Below are 14,211 nucleotides of genomic sequence, written 5' to 3' on the forward strand. Positions count from 1 at the left end.
CAACCTGTGCTCATCGGCCCCGCTCGGCCTCGCGGACCCACCGGTACACCAACTCCGGCCGCCCCACCTGTCCGTAGAGCGGACTGCGGCCGGCCCGCCCCGCTTCCACCAGATGTTCCAGGTAACGCCGGGCCGTGATCCGCGAGATGCCCACGGCCTCGGCCACCCCGGCCGCCGTGAGCCCTTCCTCGGTGCCGCGCAGCGCGCTCGTCACCCGCTCCAGCGTCGGCCCGCTCAGCCCCTTCGGCAGGGCGGCCGGGCCCGGAGCCCGCAGGGTGGCCAGTGCCCGGTCCACCTCGTCCTGGCCGCTCGCCTCCCCGGCGGTGCCACGGAACTCGGCGTACCGCACCAGCCGGTCCCGCAGGGTGGCGAAGGTGAACGGCTTCAGCACGTACTGGACCACGCCCAGCGAGACCCCCTCCCGCACGACCGTCAGGTCCCGCGCCGAGGTCACCGCTATCACGTCGGTGTGATGCCCCGCCGCCCGCAGCGAACGGGCCAGTTGCAGCCCGTGCACGTCCGGGAGATGCAGGTCGAGAAGGAGCAGATCCACCGGCGTACGGTCCAGCACGCGCCGGGCCTCCGCTCCCGTGTGCGCCTTGCCGACGGCCGTGAACCCCGGCACCCGGCCGACGTACAGCACGTGCGCGTCGGCGGCGACGGGGTCGTCCTCGACGACCAGGACACGGATCGGCTGCGGGGCGGCGCTCATACGGCGCCCCCGGACTCGGGTCTGCCCGCCAGGGCGGCCGGTGCCGGTGCGTGGCCGCCGGGGTGGTCCAGCGGCAGCCGGGCCTCGAAGCGGGCGCCGCCGCCCTCCGCCTCCGTCACGGTCAGGGAGCCGCCGTGCCGCTGCACTGCCTGACTGGCCAGCGCCAGCCCCAGGCCACGGCCGCCCTCATCGGCCGGCTTCGTCGAGAAACCCCGCTGGAAGACCAGGTCGGCGTGGGCGGGATCGACCCCGGTACCCGTGTCCGACACCCGCAGCACCAGCTCGGAGCCGTCCGCCGCCGGGTCCGCGCCGGAGACGTCCCCGCCCCCGGCCGTCCGCCGTCCGCCCCTCGCCTCGGTGTACGCCGCCACCGTCACTCGCGAGGGCACCTCGCCCTGGGCCGCGTCCACCGCGTTGTCGACCAGGTTGCCCAGGATCGTCACCAGGTCCCGGGCGGGCAGGGACGGCGGCAGCAGTCCGTCGTCCAGTCGGCTGTCCTGCGACACCACCAGTTCCACTCCCCGCTCGTTGGCCTGCGCCGTCTTGCCCAGCAGCAGCGCGGCCAGCACGGGCTCGCCGACCGCCGCCACCACCTGGTCGGTGAGCGCCTGCGCCAGTTCCAGTTCGGCCGTCGCGAAGTCCACGGCCTCCTCGGCGCGCCCCAGCTCGATCAGCGAGACGACCGTGTGCAGCCGGTTGGCCGCCTCGTGCGCCTGCGAGCGCAACGCCTGGGTGAAGCCGCGCTCGGAGTCCAGCTCGCCGGTGAGCGACTGCAGCTCGGTCACGTCGCGCAGGGTCACCACCGTGCCCCGGTGCTCGCCCCCGGAGACCGGCGAGGTGTTCACCACCAGCACCCGCTCCGCCGTCAGATGCACCTCGTCCACCCGCGGCTCCGAGGCCAGCAGCGCTCCCGTCAGCTGCGCCGGCAGCCCCAGGTCGGCGACCGAGGCGCCCACCACGTCACCGGCCACGCCCAGCAGCTCCCGTCCGCCGTCGTTGATCAGCGCGACACGGTACTGCCCGTCCAGCATCAGCAGACCCTCCCGCACCGCGTGCAGCGCCGCCTGATGGTAGTCGTGCATCCGGCTCAGCTCGTCCGCGTTCATACCGTGCGTGTGCCGGCGCAGCCGCGCGTTGATCACGTACGTGCCGACCGCACCGAGCAGCAGCGCCCCGGCCGCCACCCCGAGCAGGGCCGTCAGCTGATCCTGTGCCCGCTTGCTGATCTCCTCGACCTTGATCCCGGCGCTGACCAGTCCGACCACCCGCCCGGTGTCCTCCACGGGCGTCACCGCCCGCACCGACGGTCCCAGCGTGCCCGTGTACGTCTCGGTGAACGTCTCGCCCCGCTGGGCGCGCTCGATGTGGCCGCGGAAGAGATGGCCGATCTGCTTCGGGTCCGGGTGGGTCCAGCGGATGCCCTCCGGATCCATGATCGTCACGAAGTCCACGCCGGTGTCCCGCATGACCCGCACCGCGTACGGCTGGAGCCGCGCCGTCGGGTCGGGCGTGCGGATCGCCTCCAGCACGGACGGCGAGTCGGCTATCGCGAGCGACACCGACCTGGCCTGCCGCCCGGCCGCCTCCTCCGCCTGCCGCCGGTCACTGACGTAGGTGAACAGCGCGTACCCGGCGACCACGACCGCTATCAGCACGGCCTGCATGGCGAAGAGCTGACCGGCCAGGCTACGGGGGCGGGGGACGCGGAGGTGCATGCCGCCAGTCTCCCCCCTGGCTCGATGGTGAACTAAATGAACGCAAGGGTGACCGCGCTCACAGAGCGGGAGATAGTCGCCGCATCCCCGAAACAAACCCCCGGACGTGAGCCGCACGCCGGTGATGCCGACGACGTCGTCAAGGAGGGCCGCCGTGACCAGCGAAGCCGCTACGGCACCTGCCGCACCCAAAGCCAAGCGCGACCGCACGCACTATCTGTACATAGCCGTGATCATCGCGGTCGCCCTCGGTATCACCGTCGGTCTCGCCGCCCCCGACTTCGCCACCGAGCTGAAGCCGCTGGGCACCGGCTTCGTGAACCTGATCAAGATGATGATCTCGCCGATCATCTTCTGCACGATCGTGCTGGGCATCGGCTCGGTGCGCAAGGCCGCCAAGGTCGGCGCGGTCGGCGGGATCGCCCTGGTCTACTTCCTGATCATGTCGCTGGTGGCCCTCGCCATCGGCCTGATCGTCGGCAACATCCTGGACCCGGGCACGGGCCTCGCGGTCACCGACGCCGTCAAGGAGACCGGTCAGGCGCAGGTCGACGCCGAGGCCAAGGGAACCACCGAGTTCCTGATGGGCATCATCCCGACCACGATCGTCTCCGCGTTCACCTCGGGCGAGGTCCTGCAGACCCTGCTGATCGCCCTGCTCTGCGGCTTCGCCCTCCAGGCCATGGGCTCCGCCGGACAGCCCGTCCTGCGCGGCATCGAGCACATCCAGCGGCTGGTCTTCCGCGTCCTGGCCATGATCATGTGGGCCGCCCCGATCGGTGCCTTCGGCGCCATCGCCGCGGTCACCGGCTCGGCCGGCGTCGACGCGCTCAAGAGCCTGGCCGTGCTGATGCTCGGCTTCTACGTCACCTGCTTCCTCTTCGTCTTCCTGGTCCTGGGCGCGCTGCTGCGCTTCGTCGCCGGCGTCAACGTCCTCTCGCTCTTCAAGTACCTGGGCCGCGAGTTCCTGCTGATCCTGTCCACCTCCTCGTCGGAGTCGGCGCTGCCGCGCCTCATCGCGAAGATGGAGCACCTGGGCGTCAGCAAGCCGGTGGTCGGCATCACCGTCCCGACCGGCTACTCGTTCAACCTCGACGGCACCATGATCTACATGACCATGGCCTCGCTGTTCATCGCCGACGCCATGGGTACGCCGATGTCGATCGGCGAGCAGATCCCCCTGCTGCTCTTCCTGCTGGTCGCCTCGAAGGGCGCGGCCGGTGTCTCCGGTGCCGGTCTCGCCACGCTGGCCGGCGGCCTCTCCTCGCACAAGCCCGCCCTGGTGGACGGCATCGGCCTCATCGTCGGCATCGACCGCTTCATGAGCGAGGCCCGCGCCCTCACCAACTTCGCCGGCAACGCCATCGCCACGGTTCTGATCGGCACCTGGACCAAGGAGATCGACAAGGGCCGGGTGGACGAGGTGCTCGCCGGGCACGCCCCGTTCGACGAGAAGACCCTCCTGGACGACCACCACGGCGCCGACGACGCGGACGCTACGCCGGACGTGCCCGAGCAGGGCGGCGAGAAGGAGCTGGCCAGGGCCTGAGACAGGCCGGCGCGACGCCCACACACGCCGGGCGGCCGAGGTGCTCCCCCCGTCGCTCAGCCGCCCGGCCCCCGAGAAGCCCCGCGCCCTGTGGCGCGGGGCTTCTTGCCTTGACGTCCGCGTCAGGGCCTACGTTCGTTCCCATGCGAATCGGCGAGCTGGCCGCACGGGCCGGAACCACGACGCGGACGCTGCGGTACTACGAGTCGCGGGGGCTGCTGTCCGCGCGCCGCGCCGTCAACGGCTACCGGATGTACGACGAGGACGACCTGAAGCTGCTGCGTCAGATCAGGACGCTCCAGGACTTCGGGTTCGACCTGGAGGAGACCCGCCCGTTCGTGGAGTGCCTGCGCGCCGGGCACCCGGAGGGCGACTCGTGCCCGGCCTCCCTCGTGGTCTACCGGCACAAGCTGGCGGAGCTGGACGCGCTGATCGAGCAGCTCACGTCGGTGCGGGCGCAGGTCGGCGCGCAGCTGGCGCGAGCCGAGGCGGCGGTTCCGGGGGGCCCGGAACCCAAGTGCGAACTGGGAGGGAACGTATGACGACGAGCAGCGGGGTGCCCGAGGTGACGGACGCGGAGTTCGCCGCGGAGGTGCTGGGCAGTGAGCTGCCCGTGCTGGTGGAGTTCACCGCGGACTGGTGCCCGCCGTGCCGGCAGATGGCCCCGGTGCTCGGCGCCCTGGCCGAGGAGGAGGGCGACCGACTCCGCGTGGTGCAGCTGAACGTCGACCGGAACCCGGCGACCACGAACGCGTACAAGGTGCTGTCGATGCCGACCTTCATGGTGTTCCGCGGCGGTGAGCCGGTGAAGTCCATGGTGGGGTCCCGGCCCAAGCGGCGACTGCTGGAGGAGCTGTCCGACGTGCTGTAGGCGGCGGGCGGCGGCAACGGCGGGCGCAACAAGAAATCCCCCGAGCGATTGCGCTCGGGGGATTTCTTTGCGTATATTCGTTGATTCGTGACTTCACCACAATGGAGACACGAGGAAGTTCATGAGCACAGTGTATCCGGGCGGGAGTGGAATTGTCAAACACCGAATTTCCGGACGATGAATTGCGGCACGAGCAGGAATTCATCGACGGACTCTACGCACGCGTGGACGCGCTGCGCGGCGACACCGAGGTCTCGGTGACCCAGGCGCTCGCGCAGGGCAACACTCCGCAGCAGGCCCGGCTGGAGCGGGACATCCTGGTCGCCGAGCGCTCCGGACTGCTCGCCGCGCTCAACGCGGTGGACGGGTCCCTCTGCTTCGGCCGGATCGACCTCACCTCCGGTGCCGGACACCACATCGGCCGCATCGGACTCCGCGCCGACGACGCCGAACGCACCCCGGTCCTGATCGACTGGCGGGCCGACGTCGCCCGCCCCTTCTACCTGGCCACCGGCCACACCCCGATGGGCCTGCGCCGCCGCCGGCACATCGCCGGCGAGGGCCGCACGGTCACCGCCCTGCACGACGAGATCCTCGACCTCGGCGACGAGACACGCACCGGCCACGAGGACCCGTCCGGCGACGCCGTGCTGCTCGCCGCGCTGAACTCCGCGCGCACCGGCCGCATGGGCGACATCGTGCAGACCATCCAGGCCGACCAGGACCGCATCATCCGCGCCCCGCACCGCGGCGTCCTGGTCGTGGAGGGCGGCCCCGGCACCGGTAAGACCGCCGTCGCCCTGCACCGCGCCGCCTACCTCCTCTATGAACACCGCGAGCTGCTCGCCAAGCGCGCCGTCCTCATCGTCGGCCCGAACCCCGCCTTCCTCGGCTACATCGGCGAGGTGCTGCCGTCGCTCGGCGAGACCGGCGTGCTCCTCTCCACCGTCGGCGAGCTGTTCCCCGGCGTGAAGGCAACCGGGACGGACACGCCCGAGGCGGCGGCGGTGAAGGGCCGTGCCGGCATGGCCGACGTCCTCGCCGAGGTGGTCCGCGACCGGCAGGCACTGCCCGAACCGGTCATCGCGATCGAGCACGACCGCGAGATCCTCATGCTGGACGACGACCTGGTCAACGTCGCCCGCGAGCGCACCCGCGCCGCGAAGCTCCCGCACAACGCGTCCCGCGAGCACTTCGAGGGTCATATCCTCAACACCCTCACCGACATGGTCGCCGAACGCATCGGCACCGACCCCTACGACGGTTCCAACCTCCTCGACCCCAGCGACATCACCCAGATCCGCGACGAACTCGCCGAGAACCCCGAGGTCTGGTCCGCCATCGACCGGCTCTGGCCCCGGATCACCCCGCAGCGCCTGGTCGCCGACTTCCTCGCCGCCCCCGAGGCCTTCCTCCCCGCCGAGGACGCCGCCGCCGTGCGCCGCCCGGTCACCCGGCGCTGGACCGTGGCCGACGTGCCCCTCCTGGACGAGGCGGCCGAACTGCTCGGCGAGGACGACCGCATCGCCCGCTCCCGCGCCGAACGCGAGCGGCAGCAGCAGATCGCCTACGCGCAGGGTGTGCTGGACGTGTCGTACGCGTCCCGGACCTACGAGTTCGAGGACAAGCACGAGGAGGAGGCGGAGGTGCTGTCGGCGCACGACATCATCGACGCCGAGCGCTTCGCCGAACGCCAGGAGGAGGACGACCACCGCAGCGCCGCCGAGCGCGCCGCGGCCGACCGCACCTGGGCCTTCGGGCACATCATCGTCGACGAGGCGCAGGAGCTGTCCCCGATGGCGTGGCGGCTGCTGATGCGCCGCTGCCCGACCCGCTCGATGACCCTGGTGGGCGACCCGGCGCAGACCGCGGAGGCGGCCGGCGTCGGCTCCTGGTCGAAGATCCTCGCCCCCTACGTCGAGGACCGCTGGGACCACACCCGCCTGGGCGTCAACTACCGCACCCCGGCCGAGATCATGGACGTCGCGGCGGCCGTCGTCCGCGCCGAGGACCCCGAGTTCGCACCGCCGAGTTCGGTGCGCTCCACGGGCGTACGGCCCTGGGTCCGCGCCACCGGTGACCTCCCGGCCGCCGTCGCCGAGGCCGCCCGGGAGCTGGCCCCCGAGGAGGGCCGCCTCGCCGTCATCGCCCCGCGCGACCTGCACCAGGCCCTCGCGGCCCGGCTGGACGGCGTGACGGCGGGCGCCGAGCCGGACCTCACGCGCGGGGTGGTCCTCCTCGACCCGCGCCAGTCCAAGGGCCTGGAGTTCGACTCCGTCCTGGTCGTCGAACCCGGCCGCTACGGCACGAGCGACCTGTACGTGGCCCTCACCCGCGCCACCCAGCGACTCGGCGTCCTGCACACCGGGCCGCTGCCGAAGGGGCTGGTGGACGCGTAGCCCGGGCCGCTCCTACGCCGGGCGCAGCCACACCGTCGCCAGGGGCGGCAGGTTCAGCCGGACGCTCGCCGGCCGGCCGTGCCACCCCTGCGGCTCCGGCTTGACCGGGTCGGGGTTGCCCACGTCGCCGCCGCCGTACCGCGCGGCGTCGGTGTTGAGTACCTCGATCCAGGCGGGGACGTCGTCGGGCACGCCGAGGCGGTAGTCGGGGCGGACGACCGGGGCGAAGTTGGACACCGCGAGCAGCGGGGTGCCGTCGGCGTCCAGTCGCAGGAACGCGAGGACGTTGTCCTCGGCGGCGTCCCCGACCACCCAGGCGAAACCGGAGGGGTGGGTGTCGCGTTGCCAGAGCGCGGGTGTGACCCGGTAGACGGTGTTCAGGTCCCGCACCAGATCGCGCATGCCCCGGTGGTCCGCCGCCGCCCCGTACTCCGGGTCGAGCAGCCACCAGTCGGGGCCGTGCGCCTCGGACCACTCCGCGCCCTGCGCGAACTCCTGACCCATGAAGAGCAGCTGCTTGCCGGGGTGGGCCCACATGAAGCCCAGGTACGCCCGCTCGTTCGCGCGCTGCTGCCACCAGTCGCCGGGCATCTTCGACACCAGCGACTTCTTGCCGTGCACCACCTCGTCGTGGGATATCGGCAGCACGTAGTTCTCGCTGTACGCGTACACCATCGAGAAGGTCATCTCGCCGTGGTGGTACTTGCGGTGCACCGGCTCGCGGCTCATGTACTCGAGCGAGTCGTGCATCCAGCCCATGTTCCACTTCAGCCCGAACCCGAGCCCGCCGAACCCGCTCGGCCCCTTGTGGTGCGTGGCCCGCGTGACGCCGTCCCAGGCCGTCGACTCCTCCGCGACGGTGACGACGCCCGGCACCCGCCGGTACACCGTCGCGTTCATCTCCTGGAGGAACGCCACCGCGTCCAGGTTCTCCCGGCCGCCGTGCTCGTTCGGCGTCCACTGGCCCGGCTCGCGCGAGTAGTCCAGGTAGAGCATCGAGGCGACCGCGTCGACGCGCAGCCCGTCGATGTGGAACTCCTCGCACCAGTACACGGCGTTGGCGACGAGGAAGTTGCGCACCTCCCGGCGCCCGAAGTCGAACTCCAGCGTGCCCCAGTCCGGGTGCGCGGCCCGGAGCGGGTCGGAGTGCTCGTACAGCGGACGGCCGTCGAACTCGGCCAGCGCCCAGTCGTCGCGCGGGAAGTGCGCCGGCACCCAGTCCATCAGGACGCCGATGCCGGCCTGGTGCAGCCGGTCGACCAGGTACTTGAAGTCGTCGGGGTCGCCGAGGCGGGCCGTGGGCGCGTAGAAGCCGGTGACCTGGTAGCCCCAGGAGCCCCCGAAGGGGTGCTCGGCGACCGGCATCAGCTCGACGTGCGTGAACCCCAGATCCGCGACGTAGGCGGGGAGTTGCTCGGCGAGCTGTCGGTACGTCAGCCCAGGCCGCCAGGAGGGCAGGTGGACCTCGTAGACCGAGAGCGGTGCCTCGTGCGCGGGTGCCTGGGCGCGCCGGGCCAGCCACTCCTCGTCGCCCCATGTGTAGTGCGAGGTGTGGACGACGGATGAGGTGGCGGGCGGGACCTCGGTACGGCGGGCCAGCGGATCCGCCCGGAACGTGCGAGACCCGTCGGGCCGGGTGATCTCGAACTTGTACAGCTCGCCCGCACCGATGCCGGGCAGGAACAGCTCCCACACACCGGTGCCGCCCAGCGACCGCATCGGGTGGCCGGTGCCGTCCCAGAAGTTGAAGCCGCCGGCCACCCGGACCCCGCGCGCGTTCGGCGCCCACACCGTGAAGCGGGTGCCCTCGACGCCCTCGTGGGTCATCGGTTCCGCGCCGAGCGCCTGCCACAGCTGCTCGTGCCGCCCCTCGCCGATCAGGTGCAGGTCCAGGTCGCCCAGCGTGGGCAGGAAGCGGTACGGGTCGTCGATTTCCTGGGCCGTCCCCTCGTACGTCACGAGGAGCCGGTGGACGGGGACCTCCTGGATCGGCAGCAGCCCCGAGAAGAACCCGTCCCCGTCGTCGTGCAGCTCGGCCCGCAGCTCCCCGGACAGGACGGTCACCGCCAAGGCGTACGGCCTGAAGGCCCGGAAGGCGACCCCGCCGGGCACCCGGTGGGCGCCGAGCACGGAGTGGGGGTCGTGGTGCGTACCGGAGAGCAGCCGCTCCCGGTCGACGGCGTCCAGGGAGGGGGAGACGGCGACCTCGGCCGGCACCGCCTTCTTCACGGTCGTCCTGGCGGCCGGTTTCCCCGCGGGCGTCTTCTTCGCAGCCGTCCTCTTGGCCGCGGGCGTCTTCGCGGCCGCCGTCTTCCCGGCGGTCTTCTTGGCCACGGCCTTCGCGGCCACCGTCTTCGCGGACGTCTTCCTGGCCACGGCCTTCTTCGCGGCCGACTTCTCCGTGGTCGCCTTCTTCGCGGCCGCCTTCTTCGCGGCCGGCTTCTCCGTGGTCGTCTTCTTGGCCACCGCCTTCTGAGGCGGCGCCGCCTTCTTCGCGGCGCTCTTCTCCTCGGCCGTCTTCTTCGGGTCGGGACCGCTGGACGAGGGGCGGGGGGTCACGGGTGGTGCCTCCTGGGCGAAGGGGGAGCGGGCGGGGGTGTCATGCCGGTTCGGGCGTGGACAGGCGGCGCACCGCGGACAGCGGCACCGCCAGCCAGTCGGGACGGTGCCGGGCCTCGTACAGGACCTCGTACACCGCCTTGTCCGTCTCGTGGGCGCGGAGCATCACCGGGTCGGTGCGCGGGTCGCTGCCGGCGACCTCCGCGTACCCGGTGCAGTACGCGGCCCGGCACGACTCGGCCCAGCCCGGCCCCGCGGCGTCGGCCGAGTGCGCGGCGTAGTCGAAGGAGCGCAGCATCCCGGCGATGTCCCGCACCGGTGGCTGTGGCATCCGCCGCTCGGCCAGGGGCTTGGCCGGCTCCCCCTCGAAGTCGATCAGCGACCACCGGCCGGAGGGCGAGCGCAGGCACTGGCCGAGGTGCAGGTCGCCGTGGACGCGCTGGGCGGTCCAGGTGCGGCCCTCGGCGGCCAGGTCGCCCAGCGCCGTGAACGCCGTGCGCAGGGCGGGCACGTGCGGCCGGAGCAGGGGCACCGCCTGGGCGGCCTCCTCCAGCCGCTCGATCATGCCGTCGGCGAGCTGCCGCACCTGGCCGTGGCCGAGGGTGACGGTCGGCAGCGCGCGGGCCAGCGCGGTGTGCACCTCGGCGGTGGCCCGTCCGAGCGCCCGGGCCTCGGCGACGAAGTCCTCCCCCTTGGCCAGCTCGCGCAGGGCCAGCTCCCAGCCGTCGGTGGCGCCCTGCACGTACGGCTGGAGCACGCCCAGTACCCAGGACCGGCCGGCCAGGTCGGCCACCATCCATCCGGCCGGAGCCGGAACCCGCGGGCAGCCCTCGCGGGCCAGCGCCAGCGGCAGCTCCAGGTCGGGATTGATGCCGGGCACGATCCGGCGCAGCAGCTTGAGAATGAACGTATCTCCATACACGACCGACGAGTTCGACTGCTCGGCGGTCATCAGCCGCGGCACCAGGCCCGCGCGTATCTCCTGGTCCGGTTCCCGCTCGAAACGAAGCCCGCCGATACGGGCCCCGGTGCGCAGCGCCTCCAGGAGCACCTCGGCGGGCCGGGTGTCGTAGAGGGCGTCGTAGGCGGTGCGGCCGGCCAGCGGGCCCTCGGTCACGTGTCCGATGAGCGCGGGCGCCAGCCGGGGCGGCAGCGCCTCGCGCGCGCCTATGAGCAGCTGGTAGCAGTCGCCGGGCTCCTCGGGCCCGCCCGGGGCCACGGCGCGCTGCTGGTGCGCGCGGACCAGCACGTGGTAGAGGCCGAGACGGGCGTCGGAGGGGAGCAGCTCGGTGGCCGCGACCAGCGAGAATCCGGTGACCGGACGGCCCTTGCCCGCGAACCAGCGTTGCCGCGGCAGCCAGTCCCGCAGCAGCGGATCGAGTGACGCTAGAAGGCCTGGCGGGCTCGTGACGGTGCGTGTGACGGCTTCCGACATGGCGTCGCGTCCTTTCCCCGGGTCGTCGGGGTGTTACTGATGCGTGCCCCGGGCGGGGAGGCGGAAACCGCCCGCCCGGGGATCGGGCCGGTCCGGCCCTAGAGAGCGTCCCTGCGCAGCCGGAACCAGTAGAAGCCGTGCCCCCCGAGGGTCAGCAGGTACGGCAGTTCGCCGACCGCCGGGAAACGGACTCCGCCGAACAGCTCGACCGGATGGCGCTCCCCGAAGGCGCTCAGATCCAGCTCGGTGGGCTGCGCGAACCGGGAGAAATTGTGGACGCACAGCACCAGGTCGTCCTCGTACTCGCGCAGGAAGGCCAGCACCGCCGGGTTGGAGGAGGGCAGTTCCGTGTACGTGCCCAGACCGAAAGCGGGGTTCTGCTTGCGGATCTCGATCATGCGGCGGGTCCAGTGCAGGAGCGAGGACGGCGAGGCCATGGACGCCTCGACGTTCGTCACCTGGTAGCCGTAGACCGGGTCCATGATCGTCGGCAGGAAGAGCCGCCCGGGGTCGGACGACGAGAAGCCGGCGTTGCGGTCCGGTGTCCACTGCATCGGGGTCCGTACCGCGTCGCGGTCGCCGAGCCAGATGTTGTCGCCCATGCCGATCTCGTCGCCGTAGTACAGGATCGGCGAGCCGGGCAGGGAGAGCAGCAGCGCGGTGAACAGCTCGATCTGGTTGCGGTCGTTGTCGAGGAGCGGGGCGAGCCGCCGGCGGATGCCGATGTTGGCGCGCATGCGCGGGTCCTTGGCGTACTCCGCGTACATGTAGTCGCGCTCTTCGTCGGTGACCATTTCGAGGGTCAGCTCGTCGTGGTTGCGCAGGAAGATGCCCCACTGGCAGCCGGACGGGATGGCCGGGGTCTTGGCGAGGATCTCGGAGACCGGGTAGCGGGACTCCCTTCTGACCGCCATGAAGATGCGCGGCATGACCGGGAAGTGGAACGCCATGTGGCACTCGTCGCCGCCGGCGGCGTAGTCGCCGAAGTAGTCGACCACGTCCTCCGGCCACTGGTTGGCCTCCGCCAGCACCACCGTGTCCGGGTACTGCGCGTCGATCTCCTTGCGCACCCGCTTCAGGAAGTCGTGCGTGGCCGGGAGGTTCTCGCAGTTGGTGCCCTCCTCCTGGTAGAGGTACGGCACCGCGTCCAGCCGGAACCCGTCGATGCCCAGGTCCAGCCAGAACTTCAGGGCGGAGATCATCTCCTCCTGCACGGCCGGGTTCTCGTAGTTGAGGTCGGGCTGGTGGGAGAAGAAGCGGTGCCAGTAGTACTGCTTGCGCACCGGGTCGTAGGTCCAGTTCGACGCCTCGGTGTCGACGAAGATGATCCGCGCGTCCTGGAACTGCTTGTCGTCGTCCGCCCAGACGTAGTAGTCGCCGTACGGGCCGTCGGGGTCCCTGCGCGACTCCTGGAACCACGGGTGCTGGTCGCTGGTGTGGTTCATGACGAAGTCGATGATCACGCGCATGCCGCGCTGGTGGGCGGCGTCCACGAACTCGACGAAGTCGGCCAGGTCGCCGAACTCGGGCAGTACGGCGGTGTAGTCGGAGACGTCGTAACCGCCGTCGCGCAGCGGTGACTTGAAGAAGGGCGGGAGCCACAGGCAGTCCACGCCCAGCCATTGCAGGTAGTCCAGCTTGGCGGTGAGGCCCTTGAGGTCGCCGACGCCGTCGCCGTTGCTGTCCTGGAAGGAGCGGACGAGGACCTCGTAGAAGACGGCTCGCTTGAACCAGTCCGGGTCACGATCCTTGGCCGGCGTGTCCTCGAAGGTGTCCGGCACGGGCTCGTTGAAGATCATGTGGTGGGTGACCCTCCGGTCTGCGGGTGGGACGGTCGCAGAACCGTGCAGATGTGCGCGGGCGAACGGCCCGGCTCCAGGCGCACATAGTTGGCCCTGCCCCAGTGGTAGGTCTCGCCGGTCAGCTCGTCGCGCACCGGCACCGACTCGTGCCAGTCCAGGCCGAGTTGCGGCATGTCCAACGAGACCGTCGCCTCCTGGGTGTGGTGGGGGTCGAGGTTGGCGACCACCAGAACCGTGTTCGACCCCTGCCGCTTCGAGTAGGCGATCACCTCCTCCTTGTCCGTGGGATGGAAGTGCAGATCGCGCAGTTGACGCAGGGCCGGGTTCTCGCGCCGGATGGTGTTGAGCCGGGTGATGAGGGGGGCGATGGTGGTGCCCTCGCGGGCGGCGGTGGCCCAGTCGCGGGGTTTGAGCTGGTATTTCTCGGAGTCGAGGTATTCCTCGCTGCCGTCGCGCAGGGGGGTGTTCTCGCAGAGTTCGTAGCCGCTGTAGATGCCCCAGGTGGGGGAGAGGGTGGCGGCGAGGACGGCGCGGACCTCGAAGGCGGGGCGGCCGCCGTGCTGGAGGTAGGCGTGCAGGATGTCGGGGGTGTTGGCGAAGAAGTTGGGCCGCATGTAGGAGGCGGCGTCCCCCGTGAGTTCGGTGAGGTACTCGGTGAGTTCCTGTTTGGTGTTGCGCCAGGTGAAGTAGGTGTAGGACTGCTGGAAGCCGATCTGGGCCAGGGTGTGCATCATCGCGGGGCGGGTGAAGGCCTCCGCCAGGAAGATCACGTCGGGGTCGGCGCGGTTGATCTCGCCGATGACCTTCTCCCAGAACAGGACGGGTTTGGTGTGGGGGTTGTCGACGCGGAAGATCCGCACGCCGTGGTCCATCCAGTGCCGCAGGACGCGGACGGTCTCGGTGACGAGTCCTTCCAGGTCGGCGTCGAAGGCGACGGGGTAGATGTCCTGGTACTTCTTGGGCGGGTTCTCGGCGTGGGCGATGGTGCCGTCGGGGCGGTGGTGGAACCAGTCGGGGTGTTTGTGGACCCAGGGGTGGTCGGGGGAGCACTGGAGGGCGAAGTCGAGGGCGACTTCCAGGTCCAGGCGGGCGGCTTCGGTGACGAAGTGGTCGAAGTCGTCGATCGTGCCGAGGGCGGGGTGGATGGTGTCGTGGCCGCCTTCGGGGGA

General features: G+C 71.2%; 9 protein-coding genes and 1 pseudogene. 4 read left to right on the forward strand and 6 right to left on the reverse strand.

Features of this window, described 5'->3' with window-relative positions; all coding sequences use genetic code 11:
- Positions 1–10 precede the first annotated feature (10 nt).
- The gene (locus ACIQ6R_RS04495) at positions 11–712 is read right to left on the reverse strand and encodes a response regulator (protein WP_404170611.1); all 702 of its coding nucleotides are present in this window, start codon (positions 710–712) and stop codon (positions 11–13) included.
- Positions 709–2,427 carry an ATP-binding protein gene (locus ACIQ6R_RS04500; protein ID WP_404218620.1) on the reverse strand — a complete coding sequence of 573 codons (1,719 nt, stop codon included), beginning with the start codon at positions 2,425–2,427 and terminating at the stop codon, positions 709–711. Before ACIQ6R_RS04500 ends, ACIQ6R_RS04495 begins: the two co-directional genes overlap by 4 nt.
- Positions 2,428–2,581: 154 nt before the next feature.
- On the opposite strand from ACIQ6R_RS04500, the gene ACIQ6R_RS04505 reads away from it, so the two are divergent.
- From ACIQ6R_RS04505 to ACIQ6R_RS04520, 4 genes are all read left to right on the forward strand, one after another.
- Positions 2,582–3,976 carry a cation:dicarboxylate symporter family transporter gene (locus tag ACIQ6R_RS04505; RefSeq protein WP_404170617.1) on the forward strand — a complete coding sequence of 465 codons (1,395 nt, stop codon included), beginning with the start codon at positions 2,582–2,584 and terminating at the stop codon, positions 3,974–3,976.
- A gap of 143 nt (positions 3,977–4,119) precedes the next feature.
- Positions 4,120–4,518 carry a MerR family transcriptional regulator gene (locus ACIQ6R_RS04510; protein WP_404170620.1) on the forward strand — a complete coding sequence of 133 codons (399 nt, stop codon included), beginning with the start codon at positions 4,120–4,122 and terminating at the stop codon, positions 4,516–4,518.
- A 14-nt stretch (positions 4,519–4,532) separates the two neighbouring features.
- The gene (locus ACIQ6R_RS04515) at positions 4,533–4,847 is read left to right on the forward strand and encodes a thioredoxin family protein (RefSeq protein ID WP_404170729.1); all 315 of its coding nucleotides are present in this window, start codon (positions 4,533–4,535) and stop codon (positions 4,845–4,847) included.
- Between the two features lie 134 nt (positions 4,848–4,981).
- Complete coding sequence (locus tag ACIQ6R_RS04520; protein ID WP_404218678.1) at positions 4,982–7,246, forward strand: HelD family protein; 2,265 nt, start codon at positions 4,982–4,984, stop codon at positions 7,244–7,246.
- 12 nt (positions 7,247–7,258) lie between these two features.
- On the opposite strand, the gene glgB is transcribed toward ACIQ6R_RS04520, so the two are convergent.
- The 4 genes and pseudogenes from glgB to ACIQ6R_RS04540 form a co-directional block, all read right to left on the reverse strand.
- Positions 7,259–9,805, reverse strand: coding sequence for a 1,4-alpha-glucan branching enzyme (gene glgB, locus ACIQ6R_RS04525; protein ID WP_404218622.1), 2,547 nt, complete (start codon positions 9,803–9,805; stop codon positions 7,259–7,261).
- Positions 9,806–9,845: 40 nt separating this feature from the next.
- Positions 9,846–11,240: a maltokinase gene (locus ACIQ6R_RS04530; protein WP_404170626.1), complete on the reverse strand. Its 1,395-nt coding sequence runs from the start codon at positions 11,238–11,240 to the stop codon at positions 9,846–9,848.
- 98 nt (positions 11,241–11,338) lie between these two features.
- Positions 11,339–13,039, reverse strand: a complete 1,701-nt coding sequence (treS, locus tag ACIQ6R_RS04535) for a maltose alpha-D-glucosyltransferase (RefSeq protein WP_404218624.1) — start codon at positions 13,037–13,039, stop codon at positions 11,339–11,341.
- Positions 13,036–14,211 (reverse strand): annotated as a pseudogene (locus ACIQ6R_RS04540) (alpha-1,4-glucan--maltose-1-phosphate maltosyltransferase); the annotation flags it as partial. The gene treS and the pseudogene ACIQ6R_RS04540, both read right to left, overlap by 4 nt.

This window comes from Streptomyces sp. NPDC096048, from assembly GCF_044763415.1.
In the GTDB taxonomy this organism is placed as follows: Bacteria; Actinomycetota; Actinomycetes; order Streptomycetales; family Streptomycetaceae; genus Streptomyces.